The 25874-nt window shown below is 67.4% G+C and carries 27 protein-coding genes; 18 read left to right on the plus strand and 9 right to left on the minus strand.

The window, feature by feature from the left end:
- Positions 1-7 precede the first annotated feature (7 nt).
- From purN to C0541_RS14325, 3 genes are all read left to right on the plus strand, one after another.
- On the plus strand, positions 8-661 hold the full coding sequence (purN, locus tag C0541_RS14315) for a phosphoribosylglycinamide formyltransferase (RefSeq protein WP_115049315.1): 654 nt from the start codon (positions 8-10) through the stop codon (positions 659-661).
- 65 nt (positions 662-726) lie between these two features.
- Positions 727-1539 carry a DUF3108 domain-containing protein gene (locus tag C0541_RS14320; RefSeq protein ID WP_115049317.1) on the plus strand — a complete coding sequence of 271 codons (813 nt, stop codon included), beginning with the start codon at positions 727-729 and terminating at the stop codon, positions 1537-1539.
- Between the two features lie 3 nt (positions 1540-1542).
- On the plus strand, positions 1543-2226 hold the full coding sequence (locus C0541_RS14325) for a DUF3108 domain-containing protein (RefSeq protein ID WP_115049319.1): 684 nt from the start codon (positions 1543-1545) through the stop codon (positions 2224-2226).
- A 435-nt stretch (positions 2227-2661) separates the two neighbouring features.
- On the opposite strand, the gene C0541_RS14330 is transcribed toward C0541_RS14325, so the two are convergent.
- From C0541_RS14330 to C0541_RS14340, 3 genes are all read right to left on the minus strand, one after another.
- Positions 2662-2985, minus strand: coding sequence for an EF-hand domain-containing protein (locus C0541_RS14330; protein WP_115049321.1), 324 nt, complete (start codon positions 2983-2985; stop codon positions 2662-2664).
- On the minus strand, positions 2982-4256 hold the full coding sequence (gene murA / locus C0541_RS14335) for a UDP-N-acetylglucosamine 1-carboxyvinyltransferase (RefSeq protein WP_115049323.1): 1275 nt from the start codon (positions 4254-4256) through the stop codon (positions 2982-2984). Before murA ends, C0541_RS14330 begins: the two co-directional genes overlap by 4 nt.
- A 255-nt stretch (positions 4257-4511) precedes the next feature.
- Complete coding sequence (locus C0541_RS14340) at positions 4512-4739, minus strand: BolA family protein (protein WP_039421327.1); 228 nt, start codon at positions 4737-4739, stop codon at positions 4512-4514.
- Between the two features lie 53 nt (positions 4740-4792).
- Here C0541_RS14340 and C0541_RS14345 point away from each other — a divergent pair, with 53 nt between their 5' ends.
- The 15 genes from C0541_RS14345 to C0541_RS14415 all read left to right on the plus strand — a co-directional run bounded on the left by C0541_RS14345 (position 4793) and on the right by C0541_RS14415 (position 17635).
- Entirely contained in the window at positions 4793-5821 is a 1029-nt protein-coding gene (locus C0541_RS14345; RefSeq protein WP_115049325.1) for a KpsF/GutQ family sugar-phosphate isomerase, read from the plus strand.
- 49 nt (positions 5822-5870) lie between these two features.
- Positions 5871-6419 carry a KdsC family phosphatase gene (locus C0541_RS14350; protein WP_115049326.1) on the plus strand — a complete coding sequence of 183 codons (549 nt, stop codon included), beginning with the start codon at positions 5871-5873 and terminating at the stop codon, positions 6417-6419.
- Positions 6416-6991, plus strand: a complete 576-nt coding sequence (gene lptC / locus C0541_RS14355; protein ID WP_115049328.1) for an LPS export ABC transporter periplasmic protein LptC — start codon at positions 6416-6418, stop codon at positions 6989-6991. Before C0541_RS14350 ends, lptC begins: the two co-directional genes overlap by 4 nt.
- Positions 6969-7529, plus strand: a complete 561-nt coding sequence (gene lptA, locus C0541_RS14360; protein WP_115049331.1) for a lipopolysaccharide transport periplasmic protein LptA — start codon at positions 6969-6971, stop codon at positions 7527-7529. Before lptC ends, lptA begins: the two co-directional genes overlap by 23 nt.
- Positions 7529-8248 carry an LPS export ABC transporter ATP-binding protein gene (gene lptB, locus C0541_RS14365; RefSeq protein ID WP_115049333.1) on the plus strand — a complete coding sequence of 240 codons (720 nt, stop codon included), beginning with the start codon at positions 7529-7531 and terminating at the stop codon, positions 8246-8248. Before lptA ends, lptB begins: the two co-directional genes overlap by 1 nt.
- Before the next feature lie 82 nt (positions 8249-8330).
- On the plus strand, positions 8331-9728 hold the full coding sequence (locus tag C0541_RS14370) for an RNA polymerase factor sigma-54 (protein ID WP_238601329.1): 1398 nt from the start codon (positions 8331-8333) through the stop codon (positions 9726-9728).
- Between the two features lie 86 nt (positions 9729-9814).
- Positions 9815-10132, plus strand: coding sequence for a ribosome hibernation-promoting factor, HPF/YfiA family (gene hpf, locus C0541_RS14375; RefSeq protein WP_005913379.1), 318 nt, complete (start codon positions 9815-9817; stop codon positions 10130-10132).
- Positions 10133-10153: 21 nt separating this feature from the next.
- Entirely contained in the window at positions 10154-10612 is a 459-nt protein-coding gene (locus C0541_RS14380) for a PTS sugar transporter subunit IIA (RefSeq protein WP_115049337.1), read from the plus strand.
- Positions 10609-11559 (plus strand): HPr(Ser) kinase/phosphatase, encoded by a 951-nt coding sequence (gene hprK / locus C0541_RS14385; protein ID WP_016904610.1) that lies wholly within the window; start codon positions 10609-10611, stop codon positions 11557-11559. Before C0541_RS14380 ends, hprK begins: the two co-directional genes overlap by 4 nt.
- A complete protein-coding gene (rapZ, locus tag C0541_RS14390; RefSeq protein WP_161960078.1) occupies positions 11556-12428 on the plus strand; it encodes an RNase adapter RapZ in 873 nt (290 codons plus the stop codon). Before hprK ends, rapZ begins: the two co-directional genes overlap by 4 nt.
- A gap of 310 nt (positions 12429-12738) precedes the next feature.
- Positions 12739-13131 carry a PTS sugar transporter subunit IIA gene (locus tag C0541_RS14395; protein WP_016904612.1) on the plus strand — a complete coding sequence of 131 codons (393 nt, stop codon included), beginning with the start codon at positions 12739-12741 and terminating at the stop codon, positions 13129-13131.
- Entirely contained in the window at positions 13124-13393 is a 270-nt protein-coding gene (locus C0541_RS14400) for an HPr family phosphocarrier protein (protein WP_016904613.1), read from the plus strand. The genes C0541_RS14395 and C0541_RS14400 overlap by 8 nt, the downstream gene beginning before the upstream one ends.
- 58 nt (positions 13394-13451) lie before the next feature.
- The gene (gene ptsP, locus C0541_RS14405; RefSeq protein WP_115049339.1) at positions 13452-15182 is read left to right on the plus strand and encodes a phosphoenolpyruvate--protein phosphotransferase; all 1731 of its coding nucleotides are present in this window, start codon (positions 13452-13454) and stop codon (positions 15180-15182) included.
- 143 nt (positions 15183-15325) lie between these two features.
- Complete coding sequence (mgtE, locus tag C0541_RS14410; protein ID WP_047126946.1) at positions 15326-16687, plus strand: magnesium transporter; 1362 nt, start codon at positions 15326-15328, stop codon at positions 16685-16687.
- Between the two features lie 210 nt (positions 16688-16897).
- Entirely contained in the window at positions 16898-17635 is a 738-nt protein-coding gene (locus tag C0541_RS14415) for a prolyl oligopeptidase family serine peptidase (protein ID WP_238601330.1), read from the plus strand.
- Between the two features lie 43 nt (positions 17636-17678).
- Here C0541_RS14415 and cydB read toward each other — a convergent pair whose 3' ends face one another.
- The 6 genes from cydB to C0541_RS14450 form a co-directional block, all read right to left on the minus strand.
- A complete protein-coding gene (gene cydB / locus C0541_RS14420; RefSeq protein ID WP_115049341.1) occupies positions 17679-18695 on the minus strand; it encodes a cytochrome d ubiquinol oxidase subunit II in 1017 nt (338 codons plus the stop codon).
- A complete protein-coding gene (locus C0541_RS14425) occupies positions 18695-20092 on the minus strand; it encodes a cytochrome ubiquinol oxidase subunit I (protein WP_115049343.1) in 1398 nt (465 codons plus the stop codon). The genes cydB and C0541_RS14425 overlap by 1 nt, the downstream gene beginning before the upstream one ends.
- 213 nt (positions 20093-20305) lie before the next feature.
- Entirely contained in the window at positions 20306-21694 is a 1389-nt protein-coding gene (locus C0541_RS14430) for an amino acid permease (protein ID WP_115049345.1), read from the minus strand.
- Positions 21695-21946: 252 nt separating this feature from the next.
- Positions 21947-23008, minus strand: coding sequence for a pectate lyase family protein (locus C0541_RS14435; RefSeq protein ID WP_115049347.1), 1062 nt, complete (start codon positions 23006-23008; stop codon positions 21947-21949).
- Positions 23009-23817: 809 nt separating this feature from the next.
- Positions 23818-24759 carry a proline iminopeptidase-family hydrolase gene (locus C0541_RS14445; protein ID WP_115049349.1) on the minus strand — a complete coding sequence of 314 codons (942 nt, stop codon included), beginning with the start codon at positions 24757-24759 and terminating at the stop codon, positions 23818-23820.
- A gap of 260 nt (positions 24760-25019) precedes the next feature.
- The gene (locus C0541_RS14450) at positions 25020-25784 is read right to left on the minus strand and encodes a LuxR family transcriptional regulator (protein WP_115049351.1); all 765 of its coding nucleotides are present in this window, start codon (positions 25782-25784) and stop codon (positions 25020-25022) included.
- Positions 25785-25874: the final 90 nt, after the last annotated feature.

Raw genomic sequence — 25874 nt, forward strand, 5'->3', positions numbered from 1 at the left:
CCACCCCATGAGCCTGCGTCTGGCCGTGCTGGCCTCCGGCCGCGGCAGCAACCTGCAGGCCATCCTCGATGCGATTGCCAGCGGCCGGCTGCCGGCCGAGGTCGTGGGCGTGTTTTCCGATCGCCCGCAGGCACCGGCCCTGCACAGAGTCGATGAGGCACTGCGCTGGAGCGCCAGCCCGCGCGACTTCGCCGACCGCGCCGCCTTCGACGCCGCGCTGGGCGATGCGATCGCCGCCGCGCGGCCGGACTGGGTGATCTGCGCCGGCTACATGCGCATCCTCGGCGAGCCGCTGGTGCGCCGCTTCGCCGGGCGCATGCTCAATATCCACCCCTCGCTGCTGCCCAAGTACCGCGGCCTGCACACCCACGCCCGCGCACTGGAAGCCGGCGACGCCGAACATGGCGCCAGCGTGCACCTGGTGGTGCCGGAACTGGATGCCGGCACGGTGATCGCGCAGGCGCGCGTGCCGGTGCTGCCCGACGACAGCCCCGAACAGCTGGCCGCGCGCGTGCTGGCGCGCGAACACCCGCTGCTGCTGGCCACGCTGGACCTGCTCGCCAGCGGGCGCGTGGATATACGTGGCGATGGCGTCCACATCGACGGTCAGTGCCTGTTTACGCCACTGCGACTAGAGTCCGCTGACACCGCACTCGCCTGAATGCGGATACGCCCTCCTCATCCCGTCTCGGACATCCTGGCGACCCCGTGCCTCGCTCTCAGCGCATGAAACTCCTCCCGATCGCCACCGCGCTGTTGACCACCGCCCTGCTTGCCCCGGCCGGAGCCGGCCGCGCGCAACAGGCTCCCGCCGTTCCCGCGCCAGCTGCTGCACCGGTTGCGGCGCCGCCGACGGCGCCGGGATCTGCAGCCGCCCTGCCCGTCAGCAGCTGGACGCCGCCGCCGCTGCAACCCTTCGTGGCAACCTACCAGGCGTTCTACCGCGGCAAGGAAGCCGGCGATGCCACCATGCAGGTCAGCCACGGCGAAGCCAGCCAGTGGCGGATCGACATGGCAGTGCGCGGCCGCAAGGGCTTTGCCAGCATCCTGGGCTTGAACCTGGAACAGAGCACGGTGTTCCGCGTCGATGGCGACACCTATGTGCCGTTGAGCCAGAGCACGGTGCGCAAGGCGATGTTCTTCGGCAAGAAGGTCACCGGCGTCTACAACTGGCAGACCGCCAGCGCGCAGTGGGACGGCGACCTGAAGAAGGAGCGCCAGCAGCCGATTCCCTTGCAGCGCGGCGACCANCTGAACCTGTCGCTGATGCGCGACGCACAACCCGGACGCAGCCTGAGCTATCGCTACGTCGATGTCGGCCGGGTGCGCAAGTACGACTACAAGGTCGCCGATGCCACCGAGGTGGTGCAGGTCGGCGACCTGAGCTACGACGCGTTGCGCGTGTACCGCGTCAACAGCGGCGACAACGAAACCATCCTCTGGATCGCCAACGGGGTTCCCACGCCGGTACGCATCCTGCAACGTGACAAAGGTGAGGATCAGGTCGATCTACGCCTGGTCGAATATCAAGGAGCCTGACCCATGCACACCGTTTCCCGCACCTGTTCGCTGATCGCCGCTGCCGCACTGGCTGCGGCCAGCCTGCCCGCGTTCGCCATGCAGCCGTTCCAGGCCGATTACTCGGCCAACTACATGGGCATGCAGGCCAACGGCACCATGACCCTGGCCGCTGCCGGCGCCAATCAGTGGCGCTACACGCTCACCATCCAGAACCAGCTGGCCAACCTGACCCAGAGCACGGTGTTCGAGGAAAGCAACGGCCAACTGCGCCCGGTCAGCAGCAACGACACCTCGTCGATGATGGTCAAGCGCCGCAACGTGACGGCCAACTACGACTGGAAGACCAGCCAGGCCACCTGGGGCGGCGACATCAAGCCGGACCGCCGTGGCCCGGTGAAGCTGCAGCCCGGCGACATGGATGCGCTGCTGATCAACCTGGCGATCACCCGCGACCTGATCGCCGGCAAGCCGCTGAACTACCGCATGGTCGACGAAGGCCGCATCAAGCCGATGAGCTACAAGGTGGTCGGCAAGGAAACCATCACCGTCAACGGCAAGCAGGAGCAGGCGACCAAGGTGTCGCGCGTGGACGGCGACAAGGAACTGATCGCCTGGGTGGTCAAGGACCTGCCGGTGCCGGCGCGCCTGCTGCAGAAGGAAAAGGGCCAGGACGCGCTGGACCTGACCATCAAGGCGCTGCGCTAAACGCCAGCCGCGCCTGGTAGGAGCGTGCCCGNGCCGGCGCGCCTGCTGCAGAAGGAAAAGGGCCAGGACGCGCTGGACCTGACCATCAAGGCGCTGCGCTAAACGCCAGCCGCGCCTGGTAGGAGCGTGCCCGCGCGCGACCGGGCGTTACGCGCGACCGGGCGTTATCGGTAACGCCCGGTCGCGCGCAGGCACGCTCCTACCAGGGCATGAGACCTGCCCGGCAGCCGCCCTCGGACTGCACTAAAAAGCCCGGCTGCCAGCCGGGCTCTTCATTTCAATCAGGCGCGGTGCGGAATCCCTGCAGCAGGCAGAGACACGCNTGCCCGGCAGCCGCCCTCGGACTGCACTAAAAAGCCCGGCTGCCAGCCGGGCTCTTCATTTCAATCAGGCGCGGTGCGGAATCCCTGCAGCAGGCAGAGACACGCTCACCCCTCAGGGCTTTGCCGCAGCCTTGTCCTCGCCGGTGCTGAACACCGTGCGGCAATCCACGCGGATCTGCTCGCCGCTGCCGCGCCAATAGAACAGGTCGCAATGGCGCTTGCCATCGACGGTCTTCTTCACCGCCACCGCATAGAACGATTGCGCGATCTCGTCGCGGCTGGCAGTGCCGTCGTTGTTCCAGTCCATGTCCTTGAACTCGACGCCCTGGGTGACCGCCATGCCGACCGACCAGGCGTAGGCCAGCCACGCCAGGATCAGCACGACCACGCCGAGCAGGATCTTGCGACGGGTGGTGAACCGCCCGCGCAGGATCATGCGGTGCGCCGGATGGTCGCGCCCAGCGCCCCCAGCTTCTCCTCGATGTTTTCGTAGCCACGGTCCAGGTGGTAGATGCGATCGATGCTGGTATCGCCGTCGGCGACCAGGCCGGCCAGGATCAACGACGCCGAGGCGCGCAGGTCGGTCGCCATCACCGGCGCGCCGCTGAGACGCTCGGCGCCGCGCACGATCGCGGTGTGGCCTTCGACCTGGATGTCCGCGCCCAGGCGCAGCAGCTCGTTGACGTGCATGAAGCGGTTTTCGAAGATGGTTTCGTTGATCACGCCCACGCCGTCGGCCACGCAGTTGAGCGCCATGAATTGCGCCTGCATGTCGGTGGGAAACGCCGGATACGGCGCGGTGGTCAGGTTGACCGCGCGCGGGCGCTTGCCGTGCATGTCCAGCGTGATGCTGTCGGCAGTGGTGGTGATGCTGGCGCCGGCTTCGGCAAGCTTGTCCAGCACCGCATCCAGGGTGTCCGGGCGCGCGCGGCGCACGGTGACGCTGCCGCCGGTCATCGCCGCGGCGACCAGGAAGGTACCGGTCTCGATGCGGTCCGGCAGCACCGCATGGTGCCCGCCGCCCAGGCGCTCGACGCCCTGCACCACGATGCGCGGCGTGCCGGCGCCCTCGATCTGCGCACCGAGCGCGATCAGGCAGTCGGCCAGGTCGGTGACTTCCGGCTCCATCGCCGCGTTTTCCAGCACGGTGGTGCCGTCGGCCAGCACGGCCGCCATCAGCACGTTCTCGGTGCCGGTGACGCTGACCATGTCGAACACGTAGCGGCCACCCTTCAGGCGCCCATTGCTGGCGGCCTTGATGTAGCCGTTTTCCACGCTGATCTCCGCACCCAGCGCCTGCAGGCCCTTGATGTGCTGGTCGACCGGACGCGAGCCGATCGCGCAGCCGCCGGGCAGCGACACTTCGGCGGTGCCGTAGCGCGCCAGCAGCGGGCCCAGCACCAGGATCGAGGCGCGCATGGTCTTGACCAGCTCATAGGGCGCGACCTGGTGGGTGACCGAGCGCGGGTCGACCAGGATCGAGCGCCCCTTGGCCAGCGTGCCTTCGTCGATGGTGACCTCGGCGCCCAGCTCGCCGAGCAGCTTCACCGTGGTGATCACATCGTGCAGGTGCGGCACGTTGCTGATCTCCACCGGCGCATCGGCCAGCAGGGTCGCGCACAGGATCGGCAGCACCGCGTTCTTGGCGCCGGAAATATGAACCTCACCGTGCAGCGCTTGGCCGCCGGTCACTACGATTTTTGCCATGGGAATCTGAGAAATCCGAAAGTAGAAGGGATGTCGGGGGAATGAAGTGAGGGACGTATCGACCGTGGTGCACGCGGCGCGCGTTGGAACCGGGGGATCGAGTGGCGCCGGGTACGGTCCGGGACGCGCTGGACACAGTCACTGCGTGAGCGTGGACGATGCCAGTCGAGGCGATGCAGGTGCCTACCGCTGACCGACCCTGCTCCGCGCACTGCGCCGGCCCAGCCCGCCTGATGGCGAGCGCGGCGATTGCGCTCAGCCTTCCTCAGGCGTCAGGGTCTTCAGCTGCAGCGCGTGGATCGCCCCGCCCATCAGCTCGCCCAGGGTCGCGTAAACCATGCGATGGCGCGCCAACGGCGCCTTGCCGGCGAATGCGGGGCTGATCACGGTCGCCTCGAAGTGCACACCGTCGTCGCCGTGCACGTCGACGCGGGCTTCGGGCAAGCCGGATTCGATGAGTTTGCGGATGGTTTCGGCGTCCACGGGGCGTTTCCTCATAAAATGAGCGCACATTCTACTCTTCACCCGAGTCCCGCATGGCCGTCTCGCACCTGCCCTCCGCCACCGTCAGCGACGCCAGCCTGGTCGCCACCGTCAGCGACGCCAGCCTGGTCGCCAGCGGCCAGCGCGTGCTGGAGATCGAGCGCGAGGCACTGGCCGGCGTGGGCGCGCGGATCGGCAGCGACTTCGCCGCGGCCTGCCGGCTGGTGCTGGCCTCGCGCGGGCGCGTGGTGGCCACCGGCATGGGCAAGTCCGGGCATATCGCGCGCAAGATCGCCGCCACCCTGGCCTCCACCGGCACGCCGGCGTTCTTCGTCCATCCGGGCGAGGCCGGGCACGGCGACCTGGGCATGATCACCGAGGCCGACATCGTGCTGGCGCTGTCCTACTCGGGCGAATCGGACGAGGTGCGTATGCTGCTGCCGGTGCTCAAGCGCCAGGGGAACCCGATCATCGCCATGACCGGGCGCCCGCGCTCTTCGCTGGCCCAGGCCGCCGACGTGCACCTGGATGTGAGCGTGTCCGCCGAAGCCTGCCCGCTGCATCTGGCGCCCACCTCCAGCACCACCGCCTCGCTGGCGATGGGCGACGCGCTGGCGGTGGCGCTGCTGGACGCGCGTGGCTTCACCGCCGACGACTTTGCGCGCTCGCATCCGGCCGGCAGCCTGGGCCGGCGCCTGCTGCTGCACATCACCGACGTGATGCACGCCGGCGATGACCTGCCGCGCGTGCGCGAGGACGCCAGCCTGAGCGAGGCGCTGATGGAAATGAGCCGCAAGCGCCTGGGCATGACCGCGGTGGTCGATGGCCAGGACCGCCTGATCGGCCTGTTCACCGACGGCGACCTGCGCCGCGCGCTGGACAGCGACATCGACGTGCGCAGCGCCGGCATTGCCCAGGTGATGACGCGCAACCCCCGCACCATCGGCGCCGACCAGCTGGCCGCCGAAGCCGCGCGGCTGATGGAGGACTACAAGATCAACGGCTTGATCGTGGTCGACGCCCAGCAGCGCGCGGTCGGCGCATTGAACATTCACGACCTGTTGCGCGCCAAAGTGGTTTAACAGGTTCAGTTTTCTACCGTTGGAACCCCGTTCCCACCGATCCGTGCCGATGCCCTACTCCCCTTTGCAGCACCTGTCCGCCGACATCGCCGAGCGCGCCGCGCGTATCCGCCTGGCCTGTTTCGACGTCGACGGCACCCTGACCGACGGCCGCCTGTACTACGACCACGCCGGCAACGAGAGCAAGGCCTTCAACGTGCTCGACGGCCAGGGACTCAAGCAGCTCGACCAGGCCGGCATCCATGTCGCGCTGATCACCGCGCGCGCCAGCCTGTCGGCGGAAAAGCGCGGCCAGGACCTGGGCCTGCACGTGCAGATCGGGGTCAAGAACAAGCGCCTGGCCGTGCTGGCCCTGTGCCAGGAGCACGGCCTGTCGCTGGACCAGGTGCTGTTCATGGGCGACGACCTGCCCGACCTGCCGGCCCTGCTGGCGGTCGGCCTGCCGGTCGCACCCGCCAACGCACACCCGTGGATCGCCGAGCGCGTGCAGTGGCATACCCGGGCACGTGGCGGCGACGGTGCCGCGCGCGAGGTTTGCGATGCGGTGCTGGCCGCGCAGGGCCAGGTCGAGGGCATCATCGAAAGGTTTTCCGCATGAGCTGGAACTGGCGCACCACCCTGGGCGTGACGTTGTTCGCCGCGGCAGTGATCTCCGGCTGGTCGGCCTGGCAGCAGCGCGCCCGCCCGGTCGCCGCGGCGGTGGACGATTCGCGCGCCGACTACGTGCTGCGCGACTTCGAACTGATTGCGCTGGACAAGGAGACCGGCAAGGAATCGATGACGCTGCGTGCGCCGGAAATGCACCGCAACCGCGCCGATCGCACCTCCGAGGTCACCACCCCGGTGTTCCTGCTGCCCGACAACGCCAATCAGCCGTGGACGCTGCGCTCCAAGACCGGCTGGATCAGCCCCAAGGGCGACGAACTGCGCCTGCGCGGCGATGTCGAGGGCGACAGCCCCACCGGCGGCGCGACCCCGCCGACCACGTTCCGCACCCAGAGCCTGGACGTGTTCCCGCAGCAGAATCTCGCCAAGACCGCTGCCCCGGTGAGCATGAGCCGGCCGGGTATCATGCAGAGCGGGGTCGGCTTCGAGGCCGACCTCAAATCACGCCAGTACAAGCTCCTTTCCCAGGTCAAGACCCGTTATGAACCGAATGCTGCCCGCTAAGCTGGCGTTTGCCGCGCTGCTGCTGCCTGCCCTTGCGATGGCCAAGACCAGCGACCGCAATCAGCCGATGGCGATCGACTCCAATGCCAACGACTGCAACATGCTCGACGACAGCGGCAAATGCCGCTTCAGCGGCAATGTGGTGATCACCCAGGGCACGCTGGAAATCCATGCCGACACCGCCGACATCTTCCAGAAGAACGGCCAGACCGACCGCGTCGTGCTGACCGGCAAGCAGGCCACGCTGAAGCAGCAGATGGACGACGGCGCGATGATGAACGGCCAGGCCGACAACATCGAGTACCAGGTCGCCAACGAAGTCATCGTGCTGACCGGCAACTACAAGGTCGACTCGCCCAAGGGCACCAACGCCGGCCAGCGCATGGTCTACAACACCAAGACCGGCAACATGCAAAGCGGTGGCGACGGCAGCCGCGTGCGCACCATCATCCAGCCGAAGACGGGGGCGCCGGCCACGGCGGCGCCTGCTCCCGCGCCGGCCGCCAAGCCCGCGACCAAGCCGCAGGGGAAGAAGTAATGCTGGTCGCCACCGGTCTGCGCAAGAAGTACAAGCAACGCGAAGTGGTCAAGGAGTTCGGCCTCACGCTCGAGGCCGGCGAGGTGGTCGGCCTGCTCGGCCCCAACGGCGCCGGCAAGACCACCTGCTTCTACATGATCGTGGGCCTGGTCGAGGCCGATGCCGGGCGCATCGAGCTGGACGGCCGCGACCTCACCGCCGAGCCGATGTATGCCCGCGCCAAGCTTGGCGTCGGCTATCTTCCGCAGGAGCCCTCGATCTTCCGCAAGCTCACCGTGGCCGACAACATCCGCCTGGTGCTGGAGCTGCGCGAGGAACTGGATGGCGCCGGCCGCGAGCAGGAACTGGTCTCGCTGCTGGAAGAACTGCAGATCACCCACGTGGCCGACCAGCTGGGCGCCAGCCTGTCCGGCGGCGAGCGCCGGCGCTGCGAGATCGCGCGCGCGCTGGCGGCCAAGCCGCGCATGATGCTGCTCGACGAACCCTTCGCCGGCGTCGATCCGATTTCGGTCGGCGAGATCCAGCGCATCATCATCCACCTCAAGGAACGCGGCATCGGCGTGCTGATCACCGATCACAACGTGCGCGAAACCTTGGGAATCTGCGACCGCGCGTATATCCTCGCCGAGGGAGGCGTGCTGGCGCAGGGGGCACCAGATGCGCTGCTAGCCAATCCCGACGTCCGCCGCGTGTATCTGGGGGAAACTTTCCGCCTTTGAGCGCGTCGCCGCGCCATCGATTTTCCCAGTCAGTGCCCGCATGAAAGCCCGGCTCCAGACATCGCTAGGACAGCAGTTGGTCATGACGCCGCAGTTGCGTCAGGCGATCAAGCTATTGCAGATGTCCACCACCGAGCTGGAACTGGAAATTGCCGAAGCGGTGGAGACCAATCCGCTGCTGGAATGGGCCGACGAGGCCGCGCATGCGGCCAACGAGCGTCCGGTGGAAGCCTCCTCGGCCGCCTCCACCGACGACACCCCGCGCGAAGAACCGGCCCCGACCGAGCGCGACGACGACTGGTCGCAGGACGAGTTGCAGTGGACCGGCTCGGGCAGCGGTGGCAGCTTCGACGACGACGAGTCCGGCGATGCCGCCGAGCGCGTGGCCGAATCCGAAACCCTGGCCGACCACCTGCTGTGGCAGCTGCACCTGTCGCCGCTGTCGCCGCGCGACCGCCAGATCGGCGCGATGCTGATCGATGCGCTGGACGAAGACGGCTACCTGCGCGAACCGCTGTCGGCCATCCTGGAAACGCTGGCACTGGGTGCAGCGGTGGACGAGGCCGACGTGCTCACCGTGCTGCACCAGATCCAGCGCTTCGACCCGGTCGGCGTGGGTGCGCGCACCCTGGGCGAATGCCTGGCACTGCAGCTGGCGGTGCTCGACCCGGCCACCCCGGGGCGCGAGCTGGCGCTGCAGATCGTCGCCGGCCCGCTGGAGCGCCTGCCGCGCAGCGGCGTGGCCGGCCTGGCGCACGAACTCAAGCGCTCCACCGCCGATGTCGACCAGGCGGTGCAGCTGGTGCGCTCGCTGGACCCGCGTCCGGGCAAGCAGATCGGCGACCTGGCGCAGGACAGCTACGTGGTGCCGGACTGCGTGATCTGGCGCCAGCGCGGCGTGTGGCGGGCCTCGCTGGCCGGCCGCGCCCAGCCCAAGGTCACCATCCACCGCGGCTACGAGAACCTGATCCGCAGCTGCGGCGAGTCCGATGCCGGCTATCTGCGCGGCCAGCTGCAGGAGGCGCGCTGGCTGCTCAAGAGCCTGGAAGCGCGCGGCGAGACCCTGCTGCGGGTGGTGCGCTGCCTGCTGCAGCACCAGGCCGGGTTCCTGGAATTCGGCGCGCAGGCCTTGCGCCCGCTGACCCTGCGCGAGATCGCCGGCGAGCTTGGCCTGCACGAATCGACCATTTCCCGCGCGATCGCCCGCAAGTACGTGCGCACCCCGCGCGGCACCATCGCGCTGCGCTCGTTCTTCGCCTCCGGCATCGACACCGACAGCGGCGGCGAGGCCTCCAGCACCGCCATCCAGGCCATGATCCGGCGCCTGATCGAGGCGGAAAACCCGCGCAAACCGCTGTCGGACGCCAAGTTGGCCGACCTGCTGAAAACCTCCGGCGTACCAGTGGCGCGGCGCACCGTTGCGAAGTATCGTGAGGCCATGAACATTTCCGCCTCCCACGAACGCGTCCGTATCGCCTGACGTTGCCCCAGCGCAACGCCGGCCTGCGCCGGGTTCGTCGGACCACCGGAAAGGTTCATTGGCCCACCGACCAATGGAGGTATCCGATGCGTATCGAGACGTATGGCCACCAGCTTGAAGTGACCCCCGCGCTGCGGGAGTACGTGGCAAGCAAGCTGCAGCGATTGCAGCGCCATTTCGACCAGCACTGCGAAGTCCGGACCCAGCTGGCCGTCCGCAAGCCAGACCACCACGTGGTCGCCACCGTCAACCTTCCCGGTCGCACCCTGCACGCCGATGCCAGCGGCTCCACCATGTACGCGGCCATCGACCTGCTGGTCGACAAGCTCGACCGCCTGGTGCTCAAGCACAAGGAAAAGAAATGTAACCACCATGCACGCGAGGTGCGCGACAATCCCGCATGACGCTTCCCGCTTGATGCCCTCATGCCTTTAACCGATCTGATGGCGGCCGTGCGCACCGTGGTGTCGCCGGCCGCCGATCGCGACACCGTGCTGCATACCGCCGCCGACCTGCTGTCCTGCCGCCAGGCCGGTGCCGACGAGCTCTACGCCAACCTGTGCGAGCGCGAGGCGCTGGGCAGCACCGCCATCGGCCACGGCATCGCCATCCCGCATGGGCGCTGCCCCAATCTCACCGAACCGCGTGGCGCCTTGCTGCGCCTGGATACGCCGGTGGCCTTCGGCGGCGACGAGCCGGTGGACCTGATCTTTGCGATGGCGGTGCCTGCGCACTACACCCACCAGCACCTGATGCTGCTGTCGGAACTGGCCGAACGGTTTTCCGATGCGCAGTTCCGTCAGCAGCTGCGCGCCGCCCCCGACGCGGACGCCTTGATGGCGCTGCTCACCGACGCCCCGCCACCACAGGCCAGCGCCGCATGAATACCAGCATCACCGCACGCGAACTGTTCGACCAGCAGCGCGACAAGCTGGCGCTGCGCTGGGTCGCCGGCCAGAAGGGCGAGCACCGCGAGATCGAAGCCGGCAGCAACAATGCGCGCCGCCCGTCGCTGGCCGGCTACCTCAACGTGATCTATCCCAACAAGGTGCAGATCCTGGGCACCGAGGAGCTGGCCTGGCTGGATTCGCTGGATGCGCGCCAGCGCTGGGAAACCATCGAGAAGATCATCCAGGTGCAGCCGCTGGCGCTGGCGATCAGCAAGAACCAGTCCTGCCCGGAAGACCTGCGCGCGGCCGCGGATGAATCCAACACGCCGCTGTGGATCTCGCCCAAACGCGGCCATGAGCTGCTCAACCATCTCTCCTACCACCTGGCGCGCACGCTGGCGCCGCGGGTCACGCTGCACGGCGTGTTCATGGAGATCTATTCGATCGGCGTGCTGATCACCGGCGAGGCCGGCTCGGGCAAGAGCGAGCTGGCGCTGGAACTGCTCAGCCGCGGCCACCGCCTGGTGGCCGACGACGCCCCCGAGTTCACCCAGATCGCGCCCGACGTGCTCGACGGCACTTGCCCGGAACTGCTGCAAGACCTGCTGGAAGTGCGCGGCCTGGGCGTGCTCAACGTGCGCGACATGTTCGGCGACACCGCGGTGAAGAAGAACAAGTACCTGCGCCTGATCGTGCACCTGACCCGCCCGATGACCGAGCCCACCCCGTCCGGTTACGAGCGCCTGACCGGCGATTCCGGCAGCCGGCATGTGCTGGACCTGGACGTGCCGCTGATCACCCTGCCGGTGATGCCCGGCCGCAACCTGGCAGTGCTGACCGAGGCGGCCACGCGGCTGCATATCCTGCGCACCAAGGGCATCGACCCGGCGGCGATGTTCATCGCCCGCCACAGCAACCTGCTGGAGCGACGCACGCCATGAGTACCGCGCCCTCCACGTTGATGATCGTGAGCGGGCTGTCCGGCTCGGGCAAATCGGTCGCGTTGAAGACCTTCGAGGATCTGGACTACTACTGCTCGGACAACCTGCCGGTCGAACTGCTGCCGGACTTCGTCAAGAGCCGCCTGCGTGGCAACCCGATCGGCGACCAGCGCCTGGCGGTGGGCATCGATGTGCGCAGCCGCAGCGACCTGACCCAGCTGGCGCAATGGCGCCAGGCCGCGCAGGAATACGGCATCGAGGCGCGGCTGCTGTTTTTCGAGGCCAGCGACGAGGCGCTGATCAAGCGTTATGCCGATACCCGCCGCCGCCATCCGCTCAGCCATCTTGGCCTGGCCTTGCCGGAAGCGATCACCCGCGAGCGGCAGCTGACCGAACCGCTGCGCGCGCAGGCCGATGCCATCATCGACACCAGCGCGCTCAACGTGCACCAGCTGCGTCGCCGGGTGGTCACCGAGTTCGCGCTCGGCACCAGCGACCGGCTGTCGCTGCTGTTCGAATCGTTCGCCTACAAGCGCGGCGTGCCGGCCGAGGCCGACTTCGTGTTCGATGCGCGCGTGCTGCCCAACCCGCACTGGGACCCGGAGCTGCGCCCGCTGACCGGCCGCGATGCCGGCGTGCGCGACTATCTGGACGGGCAACCGGACGTACAGCGCTACAGCGCGCAGATCGTGGACCTGCTCGATACCTGGCTGCCGCGGTTGCGCAACGACACCCGCAGCTACGTCACCATCGCCTTCGGCTGCACCGGCGGCAAGCATCGCTCGGTGTATCTGGCCGAGCGCATGGCGCGGCATGCGCGCGAGCAGGGCTGGCCGGAAGTGGCGACGTTTCATCGCGAGCAGGATTGAAGGGCTGGGATTCGGGATTCGGGAATCGGCAAAGCGGTGCCGTGCGGACTGCAAGCATGCGTGTCATCGGTGCAGGTGCGCGCACATTCTGATCATGCGCGGCCTGCCACTTGCGAACTGCAGCGCTCGCTTGTGACGTGGTTCGCATCGGAACGCCGGATGTCGCGACCATTGCCACACGACGACCACGCGCGTGTTGCCTTCACTGCGTGCGATCCATTGCAGCGGTCCTAAACGGCTATTCATTTCGCGACACATCGGTGCCGGCAAACGCTATCGCGCGGTCATGCCGACCTGTTAACGTTTCGGCATGGCCTGTGGCATTCTCCTCATTACTCATCCCGGCATCGGCGCGGCGTTGTTGAACGTGGCGACGGGGCTGTTGCGGCAGCTGCCGCTGAAGACCGAAGCGTTCGACGTGCCGCTCGATGCAGACCTGGACGCCTTGTTGCCCCAGGCCTCGTCGGCGATGCGACGGGTCGACAGCGGCGATGGCGTGCTGGTCATGACCGACCTGTACGGCGCCAGCCCCAGCAATCTCGCCAGCCGGTTGGCAAAGCTCGGCACGCCGGTTCGCCGGGTGTCCGCGCTCAGCCTGCCGATGCTGCTGCGGGTGATGAACTACCCCGAACAAGGATTGCAGGAGCTGCCCGCCACCGCGGCGGCAGGCACCCGCAACGGAGCGATCATCGACGATGCTTGAACGCGAACTCATAGTTTCCAACCGACTCGGACTGCATGCGCGGGCAACCGCCAAGCTGGTGCAGACGCTGTCGTCCTATCGCAGCAACGCCACCCTGGCGGCCAAGGGCCGCGAGGTAAACGCCAAGAGCATCATGGGCGTGATGCTGCTGGCCGCAGGCCAGGGCACCAGCGTGGTGGTGCGGCTGGATGGCGAAGACGAAGCGCAGGCCCTGCAGGCGCTGGTGGACCTGTTCGAGCGTCGTTTCGACGAGGACAGCTGAGCATGCGCGGGGTCGGTGCGGGGCTGACCGACAGGGCGCGGCTGCGCCAGGGGCGCACATGAGCCTGCGTCTGCGTGGGCACGCTGCCTCGCGCGGCAATGCACTCGGACGCGCACGCGTGCGCCAGAGCCATACGCTGGAGGTGGCCGAACAACGCGTGCCCGCCAGCCAGGTGGAAACGCAGCTGCAGCGCCTGCATCTGGCGATCGAGGCGGCACGCACCGAGATGCAGCAGCTGCGCGACCGCCTGCATGGCGCGCTTGCGCGCGAAGTCGGCGAATTCCTCGAACTGCATGCGCTGCTGCTCGACGACCCGGAGCTGCTGCAGGGCCTGGACGAGTTGATCCGCACCCACCGCTACAGCGCCGACTACGCCTTGCGCGTGCAGCGCGACCGGCTGGCAGCGGTATTCGACGGCATGGAGGACGCCTACCTCAAGAGCCGCATGGACGACCTGGATCACGTCATCGGCCGCATCCATGCGTTCCTGCACAAGCGCGCACCCGACCTCAAGGGCGTGGCCGGCGAGATCCTGGTCTGCGACAACGTCGCACCCTCGGAGCTGGCGCAGCTGCAGGCGCAAGGGGTGGTCGGCATCGTCACCACCGCCGGCAGCGCGTTGTCGCATAGCGCGATCCTGGCGCGCAGCCTGCACCTGCCGCTGGTGGTGGGAGTAAGCGAGGCGGTGCAGCGGATCGACGATGGCGATGTATTGATCGTCGATGCCGGTTCCGGCCAGGTGATCGTCGATCCCAAGCCCGAGCACCTGCGCGACTACCGCGAGCGCCTGCGCGCGCTGGCCAAGGAACAGCGCGAACTGGGCCGGCTGCGCTCCAAGCCCACGCGCACGCGCGACAACGTCGATATCACGCTGCTGGCCAATGCCGAATCGCTGGAGGACGTGGCCAAGGCGCACGCACTCGGCGCCAGCGGGCTTGGCCTGTATCGCACCGAATTCCTGTTCCTGCAGCGCAACGAGCTGCCGGACGAAGAGGAACAGTTCCACACCTATCGCGACACCGTGCTGGGCATGAGCGGGCGACCGGTCACCATCCGCACCCTGGACCTGGGCGCCGACAAGGCCGACCGTACCGGCCTGACCTTGAGCGACGAAGACAACCCCGCGCTGGGCCTGCGCGGCGTGCGGTTGTCGCTGGCCCGGCCTGCGGTGGCGCAGGCGCAGTTGCGCGCGATCCTGCGTGCCTCCGGCTACGGGCCGGTGCGCATCCTGGTGCCGATGGTCAGCGGCCGCGAGGAAGTGCAGCTGCTGCGCCGGCAGATCAAGAAGCTGGCCGCGCAATTGCGCGAACAAGGCCACGAGATCGCCGAGCACATTCCGCTCGGTGCGATGATCGAAGTGCCGGCCGCAGCGCTGGCGCTGGACTGCTTTATCGACGCTATCGATTTCCTGTCGATCGGCACCAACGATCTGGTGCAGTACCTGCTGGCGGTGGATCGCAATAACGAGGCGTTGGGCGAGTTGTATTCGCCGCTGCATCCGGCGGTGTTGCGCCTGATCGCGCAGGTGATCGCCACCGGGCGCGCATATGGCAAGCCGGTAGCGGTGTGCGGCGAGATCGCCGGCGATCCGCGCTTCGTGCCGATGTTGCTGGCCCTGGGGCTCACCGAGTTCAGCCTGCACCCGGCCACGTTGCTGGAGGTCCGCCGTGCGGTGCGCGACATCCACCTGGGCGAGTTGCGCGTGCATGGCGAAAAGCTGCTGCGCGCGCGCGACCGCAAGGGGATCGAGAAGTGGCTGGCCACCGTCGCGCAGGGCCTGGCGCGCTGAGCGATTGCGTCGCCGTGCAGGCGATGTTCGGGCGCATTGCCGGCGGCACTGTATGTTTCGTCACCATGCGCAAGCGATAATGCCGTGCTGACTCAGCACCGCGTCTTCCATCGGGACGTGTCCACTCTTCCAGGGAGCCGCGCATGGCCGAAGCCGTCCGCCACGACAAGACCGCGCGTCAGCTGCGATTGCTGTCCGATGCGCTGGATAGCGGGCGCTTGGGGCCGGTACGCCGGCTGGTCAACACGCTGGCGCCGGCGGAGATCGGCAACCTGCTGGAGTCGCTGCCGCCCGGCAAGCGCGAAGTGGTGTGGGGCCTGGTCGACCCGGAAGACGACGGCGAAGTGCTGCTGCATGTCGGCGATGAAGTGCGCGAAAGCCTGCTGGCCGACATGGACACCGACGAGATCGTCGCCGCGGTCGAAGACCTCGACATCGACGATCTGGCCAACCTGGTCGAAGACCTGCCCGACACCGTCATCGACGAAGTGCTCAAGTCGATGGACCGCGAGAACCGCGAGCGGCTCGAGCAGGTGCTGTCGTATCCGGAGGACACCGCCGGCCGCCTGATGAACCCGGACGTGGTGACGGTGCGCGCCGACGTCAATGTCGATGTGGTGCTGCGCTATCTGCGCCTGCGCGGCGAGCTGCCCGACCACACCGATCACCTGTACGTGGTAAGCCGGCGCCATCAGTATCTGGGCCGGGTGTCGCTGGCCGCGCTGGTCACCCACGAGGACAGCACGCCGGTCAATCGCCTGATCGACGACGAACAACCGGCGATCGACGTGGGCGATGGCTCCGACGAGGTCGCGCGGCGCTTCTCCGACCATGACTGGATCTCCGCGCCGGTGGTGGACGACAACAACATCCTGCTCGGCCGCATCACCATCGACGACGTGGTCGACATCATCCGCGAACAGGCCGAACACCAGGCCATGAGCGCGGCCGGCCTGGACGAGGACGAGGACATGTTCAGCCCGGCGCGGCGCGCATTCCGCCGCCGCCTGATCTGGCTGGGCATCAACCTGTGCACCGCGTTCCTGGCCTCCAGCGTGGTCAGCCGGTTCGAAGGCACGATCGAGAAGCTGGTGGCACTGGCGGCGCTGATGCCGATCGTTGCCGGCATGGGCGGCAATGCCGGCACCCAGGTGCTGGCGCTGATGGTCCGCGGCCTGGCGCTGGGCCAGATCGGTTCTTCCAACGTGATGACCTTGCTGAAGAAGGAGCTGACCGTCGCGCTGATCAACGGTGTGGTGCTGGGCGTGGGCCTGGGCCTGATCGTGCTGGCCTGGTTCCAGCAGCCGATGCTGTCGCTGGTGATCGGCACCGCGCTCACCTTGAACATGCTCACCGCCGCATTCGGCGGGGTGCTGGTCCCGGTGACGCTGAAACGGCTGGGCTTCGATCCGGCGTTGGCCGGCGGCGTGATCCTGACCACGCTGACCGACGTGATGGGCTTCCTGAGCTTCCTCGGCCTGGCAACGCTGATCCTGCTGCCGTAAGGCGAGATGCCCGGCCATCGCACGGCCCGTTCGTGCGGCCACACCGCGGCGGCAATCGGATGAATATTCGGCAAAAATCATCGCAGCGCGACACCCCGGCACAGCTGCGTGCAACGATACTGCAGGCATGTCATTGGTCAGGAGGTGGGCGTGATCCGTCGTTGTCTTGTGCTTGCGATCGTTGCGTTGGTGCTGGCCGGTTGTTCCAGCATGGCTGAGCGCCACCATGACGGACGCCGCGGCCATTTCGTCACCCGCACGCTGGAGCTGGAAGGACGGCTCTACCGCTATCAGGTGTTCGTGCCGGCCTCCCAGGCGCCACAACCGCGCCCGATCGTGCTGTTCCTGCATGGCTCGGGCGAACGCGGCGACAACGGACGCGATCAGGCCGAGGTCGGCGTCGGTCCCTACCTGAGCGCACACACCGCCGAGTTCCCTGCCCTGGTGGTGCTGCCGCAGGTGCCCGACGACGAGGAGTGGCTGGGCATCAATGCACGCATGGCGATCGCCGCGCTGGACGCGGCCAGTGCCGAATTCGGTGCCGACCCGCAGCGCACCTATCTCACCGGCATCTCGATGGGCGGCTATGGCGCCTGGGAAATCGGGCTGATGCAGCCGCAGCGCTTCGCCGCGATCGTGCCGATCTGCGGTGCGCTCAAGGCACCGCGCGACGAGCGTCGTACGCTCTACGTCAGCCTGGTGGCCAAGGAAGCCGACCCGTACACCGCTGCAGTCACCCAGCTCAGGCACGTGCCGATCTGGATGTTCCATGGCGCCAAGGACACCTCGGTGCCGCCACACGACGACCGGGCGCTGTACCGTGCCGCCAAGGGCGTCGGCGCCAATGTGCGCTACAGCGAGTATCCGGACGGTAACCACAACGCCTGGGACGCGACCTACGCGGACCCGGCGATGTGGGAGTGGATGTTCAGGCAGCACCTGCGCTGAGCGCGCGGCGCGCGGCGCGCCGCGCGCGGGCGTCTGCGCTCGATCAATGGTGGTACCCGGTGTCCGCGGTGATCTTGCCGCGGAACACGCGATACGACCACACCGTGTATCCCAGGATCAGCGGCAGCAGCACCACCAGGCCGACCAGCGCGAACAACTGCGACGACGGCGGCGCAGCGGCCTGCCAGAGGGTGTAGACCGGCGGCACCAGATACGGCCACATGCCCAGCACCAGGCCGAGAAAGCCGAGCACGAACAGGCCCATCGCCAGCAGGAAGGGAGGTGTATCCGGCCGCCCGGCCTCGGTGGCACGCCAGAGCGCGAACCCCACGATCGCGACCAGCACCGGCACCGGCATCAGCCACAGGTAATGGGCATCGCTGAACCAGCGGTCCATCACATGCGACTGCAGCGACGGCAACCATGCGCTGACCAGGCCGATGAAGATCAACACGCTGATCGTCAATGGCCGGCTCAACTGGCGCGCCAGCTGTTGCACGTGGCCTTCGGTCTTGAGGATCAGCCAGGTGCTGCCGAGCAAGGCGTAGCCGAACACCAGTGCGGCGCCGGTCAGCATCGCGAAGGGACTGAACCAGCCCCAGATGCCGCCGACATAGCGGTCGTTTTCGATCGGCAGGCCCTGCACCAGCGCGCCCAGGATCACGCCCTGCGCAAATGTCGCCAGGATCGAGCCGGCAGCGAAGGCATTGCTCCACAGCCGCCGCGAGCGATGCGCCTTGAAGCGGAACTCGAACGCCACGCCGCGGAACACCAGCGCCATCACCATCAGCAACACCGGCAGGTACAGCGCCGACAGGATCACCGCATACGCCTTGGGAAACGCTGCCAGCAGCCCTGCCCCGCCCAGCACCAGCCAGGTCTCGTTGCCGTCCCAGATCGGCGCGGCGGTGTTCATCATCAGGTCCAGCTGCGCCTCGTCCTTGCGGAACGGCGCCAGGATGCCGATGCCGAGCACGAAGCCATCCAGCACCACGTACATCAGCACCCCGAAGCCGATCACCGCAAACCACGCCACCGGCAATACGCTGCTCATGTCCATCATGCGGCTCCGTCGATCGGTTCATCGGCCGCCGACAGCGGCCGTGCCGGCGTGTGCTCGCCGTGGTCCAGCTGCGGCGCGTCATGCGGGGTCGGCCCGATCTTGCCGATCTTGACCAGGTACCAGATGCCCCAGCCGAACACGAAGGCATAGCCGAGCACGTACACCGCCAGCGAGATCGCGGTCATCAACGTCGACTGCGGGCCCACCGCATCGGCAGTGCGCAACAGCCCGTACACCACATACGGCTGCCGCCCCATCTCAGTGACGAACCAGCCCGAGACCAGCGCGATGAAGCCACTGGGCAGCATCCAGCGCCAGGCCGCCAACAGCCAGCGCCACTGCAATAACTTGCCGCGCCACCAGGCGAACGCCGAGACCCAGGCCACCAGCAGCATCAACGAGCCCAGCCCGACCATGATGCGGAAGGCGAAGAACACCGGCATCACCGGCGGGCGATCGGCGGCCGGCACCGAGGTCAACGGCTTGATGCTGCCTTCCAGACTGTGGGTCAGGATCAGGCTGCCCAGGCGCGGGATCGCCACCTCGTAATCGTTGCGCTCGGCCTGCGCGTTGGGCAAGGCGAACAGCACCAGCGGGAAGCCCTTGTCCTGGCCCTCGTCATGCCAGTGCGCTTCCATCGCCGCGATCTTCATCGGCTGGTGCTTGAGCGTGTTCAGGCCATGCATGTCGCCGACGAAGATCTGCAGCGGCACGGTGATCGCCGCGAACGCTACCGCCAGCTTGAGCATGCGCAGCCCGGCCTCGCGATGCACGCCGCGATGCAGATACCACGCCCCCACCGCGCCGACCACGAAGCAGGTGGTGATGAACGAGCCCAGCGCCATGTGCGCAAGCCGGTACGGGAACGAGGGGTTGAAGATGATCTTCAGCCACGCCACCGGATGCACGATGCCGTCGACCACCTCATAGCCGGCCGGGGTCTGCAGCCAGCTGTTGGACGACAGGATCCAGAACGTGGAAAACAGCGTGCCCAGCGCCACCATGCAGGTCGCCAGGAAATGCAGGCGCTCGGAAATGCGCCCCCAGCCGAACATCATCACGCCCAGGAAACTGGCTTCGAGGAAGAACGCGGTCAGCACCTCGTAGCTCAGCAACGGGCCGATCACGCTGCCGGCGATCCGGCTCAGCTCCGGCCAGTTGGCACCGAACTGGAAGGCCATCACGATGCCGCTGACCACGCCCATGCCGAAAGACACCGCGAAGATCTTCTGCCAGAAGAAATACAGCTCGCGCCACACCGGCAGCCGGGTGCGCAGCCAGCGCCATTCGAGAAATGCCAGCAGGCTGGACAGCCCGATGGTGAAGGCGGGAAACAGCACGTGGAATGCGATGACGAATCCGAACTGGATCCGCGATAACAGCAAGGCATCCATGGAGAGTCCTCCAGGAAAATGGGGAGACCGCAGCGCACCGGGTGCAGAGCGATCGCCCAGACTCGCTGCGGTGGTCGATCGCGACCGCCTGCGCTACCGGATCATGATAGGGACGCTCGGGCACGTTCCCGATGCGACACGGGGTCGCATCTGCGTCAAACCGTCACGCCCGCCCTGCCGCCAGAGGGGACGCCTGCAACGCGCTGCGGCAGGCTAGGCCGCGCTGCGCGTGCGCCGGGCAAGTTCGCTGATCACCGCGATGGCGGCGGTCAGCCCGACCATCGACAGGAATTGCGCGCGGGTGTCCGCCGACGACGCCAGCAGCACGAAGATCACCGCCAGGATCGCCAGGGCCAGCAAGGTCAGAAACGGGTACCCCCGCATGCGGAACGGCAACGCGATGCCGGCGCGGTCGGCGCGTGCGCGCAGGATCAGCTGCGACAGCAACGAGATCGTCCATACCAGCAGGCAGGTGGCACCGACGATGTTGAGCAGCATCGGCAACACCTTGTTGGGGTACAGCAGTTCCAGCGCGGCGGCGGCAAACCCGAACAGCACGCTGGCGATCACCGCCACCAGCGGCACCTGCTCGCCGCTGGTCCTGCCGAGCAGCCGCGGTGCTTCGCCGCGCTGCGCCAGCGAGAAGATCATCCGCGAGGCGCCGTACAGGTTGGCGTTGAGCGCCGACAGCAAGGCCACCACGGCGACCAGGGTGATGGCGGTGGCCGCGCCGGGAATGCGCGCCACCTCCAGCACCGCCGCAAACGGCGAGCTGAGCGCGGCGCTGGTCCACGGCACCACCGCCACGATCACGCTGATCGAGCCGATGTAGAACACCAGGATGCGCCAGGCCACGGTGCGAATGGTACGTGCCAGGCTGCGGCCCGGGTCGGCGGTTTCCGCGGCGGCCACCGCCACGATCTCGGTGCCACCGAAGGCGAACACCACCACCAGCAAGGCCGAGCCGATGCCGGCCAGCCCCTTGGGCGCGAATCCGCCGTTCTGGGTGAAGTTGGATAGCCCCGGCGAGGCCACACCGGGTAACCAGCCGGCCAGCAACGCCACGCCGATCAGCAGGAACACGATGATCGCCACGACCTTGAGGATGGCGAACCAGAATTCAAACTCGCCGAAATTGCGCACGCCCAGCAGGTTGATCGCCGTGAAGGTGGCCATGAACACCACCGCCAGCAACGGCACCGACAACGCCGGCCACACCGAGGCGAGCAGGCCCGCCGCGCCGACCGCTTCGGCCGCGATCACCACCACGATCTGCAGCCACCACAACCAGCCCACCGTCGCACCGGCGGTCGGCCCCATCGCATCGGCCGCGTACACCGAAAACGCACCGCTGGCCGGCTTGGACGCGGCCATTTCGCCCAGCGCGTTCATCACGATGATCACCAGCGCTCCGGCGATCAGGTAGGACACCAGCACTGCCGGGCCCGCCGCGTGGATTCCCACGCCCGAACCCAGGAACAGCCCGGCGCCGATTGCCGTGCCCAGGCCCATCATCATCAATTGCCGCGGTTTCAGCGCATGGCGCAACGCGGGCGTGGCGGACGGAGCGTGCTCGGCAACGGGATCGGTCGGAAGCGGCATGGACGGGTTTGGATGGATGGGATCGCGACACGATACCGCGTCGCGGTGCCTGCCGCGCCTCTTGACGCCGGCCCCGCAGCTGGATCGGCCCGCAAGGGCGCCTGCGCGCCTCCGCCGCCCTGGGTACACCGCCGCGCACGCCCCCCGTGTCCGCGATGCCTGGCTGCAACCCGGCGATGCGACGCTGCCCTGCCCCGCAGGCACCGATCCCCGGACGGGCCGGGGATCGGTGCGACTGCACGCCGTTGCCGCTTACTCGGCCAGGTTGGTGCCTGCGCCGGCGGTGGCGATCACCTTGGCCTTGACCTGGGCGGCCGGGGTGATGCTGTAGGTGTAGCCCAGCGGTTCGGGAAACACCTTGGTGGTGATCCAGTTGGTGGCGTTGGCATACGGCTTGCTGCCGTCCGGGGTGCTCCAGGTGATGCCGCTGCCGACGTAGTTGTTGATCAGGTCCCAGTAGCCGATCTCGCTGCTGTCGCGCGAGGTCACCGGGTTCTTGATGTTCTCGAAGTAGTTGGACTCGATCTTGGCCACCCCGCCCATGCGCACGTTGATGCCCGAGGTGGTGACGTTGTTGAAGTAGTTGTTGTAGATGTGGCTCAGCCCGCGACGTTGCAGTGGCACGCGCGATTCGACGTTCTCGAAGCGGTTGTGGTGATAGGTGGTGCGTGCGGCCGAATTCTTGGTGTCGCTGTCGCTGAATCCGTTGAGCGCGACCTTCTGGTAGTTGTAGACGTGGTTGTAGGACACGGTGACATGGTGGGTGCCCTTCTTCATGTCGATGCCGCCATCGAAAGACGCATCGCCGGCGCCCGAGCACTTGGTCAAGGAGGCGAATACGGTGTTGTGATCGACCCAGATCCTGGACGGCGATCCGCTGGAATTACCTTCCAGCGAAATCGAATCGGCATCTTCGCCGCCCTGCAGCAGCCCGATGGTCATGTTCTGGATGATGACGTTGCTGGAGTTGCCCACCACCCAGAGCCCGAAGTTGGCCGACGAGCCGTTGGCCCCCTTGATGGTGATGTTGCTCTTGTTCTTGATCTGCACCGTCTTGGCCGGCAACTTCCACTGGGCGCAGACGTCCTTGATGCTGCTGAAGTCGAACTTGCCGGTGTAGTTGAGCACCAGCCCGCCGCTGCCGGAGTAACTGTCGATGGCGGCCTGCATCGCCTCGAAGGTGGCCACGTTGACCGGTGTCTTGTTGCCGCCGCCGGTGGTGGCGGCACCGTACCCGACCGGGCCGGCGATGGCGCCCGCAGCGCAAGCGGACAGTGCAAGCGCCAGTGCGCCCTGGAATGTCGTGGTAATCATGCAGCCTCTCCCAAAGAATGTGGAAAAGCGATGCGTGCTGCCTGCGCCAGAGCGACGACAACAGCAAAGCGGTGCGTGGGGGCCGCATTCTTCGCGCGATTTAAAACATAAAACAATTATCCATCACTGAAACTTTGACGCACCACGGTGTTCTCCTTGCAGGACATGCAAAAGGGACAGCAAGAGACACCCGGGACAGGACACGCCCGCGTCGCACGCGCAGTTTCGTCCGTATGCGGATGTGGGTTTCATGCATGCAAACGCAGGCCGATGCTGGTTTGCTCACGCGCGCTTTCGGGCGCAGCCGGTCGCGGCAGATGCGCTTTCAAGCATCCACATGCACGCGCGACGCTGCGCAGCGGCAACTGCACACGGACGCGTGCTGCAGCTGTCATCGGTGGGTCGCGGCAGCGCCATCGCAGGGGCGCGTGGCTGGTGCGGCATCACATGCCGCTGCACCGAACACGGCGCGTGATTGCGCCTGCCCGGATCAATCGCGACCGTGGGCGAGCGCGGGCGCCACGCTGCCTGGTGCGACACTACCGGGCCGCTTCGGCCCGACCAGGTGGCGCCCCGTATCGCGTGCGGCCGCAGTGCGGCGATCCGCGTTGGATGCGCCGGTTCGGTTACTGGTCCAGGTGCACCTGCGTGCCTGGATACCACGCCGCTTCACGGCTGCCCTGCGAACACTGCTTGCACCGACGCAGGCGACCCGCCGCGCAGGTCAGGCATCAATCACGCTGCGGCGCAGTAGCGCGTCGCAGGCCGCGCACGCCCGGATCGGCGCGCTTACGCCCCGCCCCATCCGCTCACACCGCGCGGCTGGCTAGCGTGGACGCATGCGCCAGTTCCGCGCCGGGCCACGGCGTGTGGTCGTCGAGGAAGTTGCCGACCAGGCGCATGCATGCCGGGCGTTCTTCCACGTGCGGCATATGGCTGGAATTGGCGAACACATGCCACCGCGCGTCCGGGATCAGGCGCGCGTACGGCTCCACCGTTTCCGGCGTGGCTTCGTCGTACTTGCCCGACAGCACCAGGGTGGGCACGCTGATGCGATGCAGGCGCTCGATGATGCTCCAGTTGCGCAGGCTGCCGACCACGTGGAATTCGGTCGGGCCATTCATGGCGTGGTACACGGTCGGGTCGGCGTCGATGGCGGCGAAGGTGCGCGCCACGTCGGCAGGCCACGGCAGCACGCGGCAGACGTGCTGGGCGTAGAACACCTGACTTGCGGCGCGATAGGCCGGATCGTCCAGGGTGCCGGCCGCTTCGTGCGCGTCCAGCACCGCCTGGATATCCTCGGGCAGCTGCGCGCGCAACCGTAGCGCGGCAGCACGCCACAGGCCCATCGACGCCGGCGAGTTGGCAACCACCAACGCACGCAGGCCGGCCGGCCGGCGTACCGCATGCTCGGCCGCCAGCATCCCGCCCCAGGACTGCCCCAGCAAGGCGTACTGCGACAGCCCCAGGTGCGTGATCAAGGCCTGCAACTCGTCCAGAAACAGCCCTACCGTCCAGAAACCGGGATCGGCATCGGGGAGATGGGTGGACTTGCCATTGCCGAGCTGGTCGTAATGAATCACTGCGCGGCCATTGCCCGCCAGGTCCTTGAAGCTGTCCACGTAGTCATGGGTGCAGCCGGGGCCGCCGTGCAGCACGATCAGCGGACAGGCGTCGCTGCGCAGGTCGCCGGTGATGCGGTACCAGGTGCGGTACCCACGGAATTGGACGTAACCTTCGATGGACTGCATGACCTGCGCCTGCTGACGGCAAAGAGTGAGCGCCGAGCCTAGCGGGCCAACCGCCGCGCGTTAACTGGCAAAACTCCCAGGTTCGCGGCGCCTTCCGAGCCCAGCACCCGACACCTGCGCAGTGCGATCCAGCCCAGCGCCCGATTGGCCACCCGCAAGCGCATCGACCGCTGCAGCGATCGTGTTTGCCGATCGCGAAGTTACGACATCAGTCAGTCAGCTATCGCGGCCAGCCCTCGCAGGCACCGGCCACCCGGTGCTTACGGTTCCAGCAATCGATAATGCATGCCGCGCACGACGGCCTCGACGCGATTGCGCGCGCCCAGCTTGCGTGCTGCCGAGTTCAGATGCAGGTTCACCGTGGCGGTGGAACGGTTGAGCGCAGCGGCGATGCTCTTGGCTGTCAGCCCCCGGGCCGAGTACTGCAGGCATTCGCGCTCGCGGCGGGTCAATGCGATGTGGTGGCAGCGACGTTCCTGCGGATCGAGCAGTTCCTGCGCACGTGCCTGGAAGGCATGCGCCAGCAGCAGGAAGGGCGACAGCTGCGCTTCGGCCAGCCGTGGCGCCTCGGCCGGGACCGCGTCCACTGCGCCGCTGAAGGTGGCAAACGCGCCGCCAGGCAGATGCAAGGGCACGGTGACACCGGTTCCCATGCCGCTATCGCACAGGTAGCGCGTGACCTGCCGGTGCTGGCTGCCGACGTATTCCACGCCGTCCCTGTCGCCGTCGCTGCGATAGGACCACACGAATGGCGTGGTGCGCCGCGTCGCCCGCTGCTGCACCGGGTCGTATTGGTAATAGCCGTGCTCGCACCAGACATGCTGCATGTCGCCGGGCGCATTGCGCTGCATGAAGACCGACGGCGTGATCAAGGCACCTTCCAGGCTCAGTGGGACCGGTGCGTAGTCATACACCAGCGACTGGAAGCCCAGCCCGCAGACGTCGGCAAACACCCGGTCCAGGCAGGCGTTGAGCGTGTGCAGCGCCTGCAGATCGCGGCCCAGGCTGGCCAGAGTGTCGAACATGGTGGGTCCTTCGGTGTCGACGTGCGCCGCTGGATGACGTCCGGCATGGAAAACCTAGCATTTTTACCAATGGATGGGCTTGGCGGCCAC

The organism is Xanthomonas arboricola (assembly GCF_003353015.1).
In the GTDB taxonomy this organism is placed as follows: Bacteria; Pseudomonadota; Gammaproteobacteria; order Xanthomonadales; family Xanthomonadaceae; genus Xanthomonas; species Xanthomonas arboricola_E.

Excerpts from the sequence above, each read along its gene's own strand:
- purN (WP_115049315.1), top strand. The coding sequence starts at position 8 with ATGAGCCTGCGTCTGGCCGTGCTGGCCTCCGGCCGCGGCAGCAACCTG.
- C0541_RS14325 (WP_115049319.1), top strand. The coding sequence starts at position 1,543 with ATGCACACCGTTTCCCGCACCTGTTCGCTGATCGCCGCTGCCGCACTG.
- C0541_RS14330 (WP_115049321.1), bottom strand. The coding sequence starts at position 2,985 with ATGATCCTGCGCGGGCGGTTCACCACCCGTCGCAAGATCCTGCTCGGC.
- murA (WP_115049323.1), bottom strand. The coding sequence starts at position 4,256 with ATGGCAAAAATCGTAGTGACCGGCGGCCAAGCGCTGCACGGTGAGGTT.
- C0541_RS14345 (WP_115049325.1), top strand. The coding sequence starts at position 4,793 with ATGGCCGTCTCGCACCTGCCCTCCGCCACCGTCAGCGACGCCAGCCTG.
- C0541_RS14350 (WP_115049326.1), top strand. The coding sequence starts at position 5,871 with ATGCCCTACTCCCCTTTGCAGCACCTGTCCGCCGACATCGCCGAGCGC.
- lptC (WP_115049328.1), top strand. The coding sequence starts at position 6,416 with ATGAGCTGGAACTGGCGCACCACCCTGGGCGTGACGTTGTTCGCCGCG.
- lptA (WP_115049331.1), top strand. The coding sequence starts at position 6,969 with ATGAACCGAATGCTGCCCGCTAAGCTGGCGTTTGCCGCGCTGCTGCTG.
- lptB (WP_115049333.1), top strand. The coding sequence starts at position 7,529 with ATGCTGGTCGCCACCGGTCTGCGCAAGAAGTACAAGCAACGCGAAGTG.
- C0541_RS14370 (WP_238601329.1), top strand. The coding sequence starts at position 8,331 with ATGACGCCGCAGTTGCGTCAGGCGATCAAGCTATTGCAGATGTCCACC.
- hpf (WP_005913379.1), top strand. The coding sequence starts at position 9,815 with ATGCGTATCGAGACGTATGGCCACCAGCTTGAAGTGACCCCCGCGCTG.
- C0541_RS14380 (WP_115049337.1), top strand. The coding sequence starts at position 10,154 with ATGCCTTTAACCGATCTGATGGCGGCCGTGCGCACCGTGGTGTCGCCG.
- hprK (WP_016904610.1), top strand. The coding sequence starts at position 10,609 with ATGAATACCAGCATCACCGCACGCGAACTGTTCGACCAGCAGCGCGAC.
- rapZ (WP_161960078.1), top strand. The coding sequence starts at position 11,556 with ATGAGTACCGCGCCCTCCACGTTGATGATCGTGAGCGGGCTGTCCGGC.
- C0541_RS14395 (WP_016904612.1), top strand. The coding sequence starts at position 12,739 with ATGGCCTGTGGCATTCTCCTCATTACTCATCCCGGCATCGGCGCGGCG.
- C0541_RS14400 (WP_016904613.1), top strand. The coding sequence starts at position 13,124 with ATGCTTGAACGCGAACTCATAGTTTCCAACCGACTCGGACTGCATGCG.
- ptsP (WP_115049339.1), top strand. The coding sequence starts at position 13,452 with ATGAGCCTGCGTCTGCGTGGGCACGCTGCCTCGCGCGGCAATGCACTC.
- mgtE (WP_047126946.1), top strand. The coding sequence starts at position 15,326 with ATGGCCGAAGCCGTCCGCCACGACAAGACCGCGCGTCAGCTGCGATTG.
- C0541_RS14415 (WP_238601330.1), top strand. The coding sequence starts at position 16,898 with ATGGCTGAGCGCCACCATGACGGACGCCGCGGCCATTTCGTCACCCGC.
- cydB (WP_115049341.1), bottom strand. The coding sequence starts at position 18,695 with ATGGACATGAGCAGCGTATTGCCGGTGGCGTGGTTTGCGGTGATCGGC.
- C0541_RS14425 (WP_115049343.1), bottom strand. The coding sequence starts at position 20,092 with ATGGATGCCTTGCTGTTATCGCGGATCCAGTTCGGATTCGTCATCGCA.
- C0541_RS14430 (WP_115049345.1), bottom strand. The coding sequence starts at position 21,694 with ATGCCGCTTCCGACCGATCCCGTTGCCGAGCACGCTCCGTCCGCCACG.
- C0541_RS14435 (WP_115049347.1), bottom strand. The coding sequence starts at position 23,008 with ATGATTACCACGACATTCCAGGGCGCACTGGCGCTTGCACTGTCCGCT.
- C0541_RS14445 (WP_115049349.1), bottom strand. The coding sequence starts at position 24,759 with ATGCAGTCCATCGAAGGTTACGTCCAATTCCGTGGGTACCGCACCTGG.
- C0541_RS14450 (WP_115049351.1), bottom strand. The coding sequence starts at position 25,784 with ATGTTCGACACTCTGGCCAGCCTGGGCCGCGATCTGCAGGCGCTGCAC.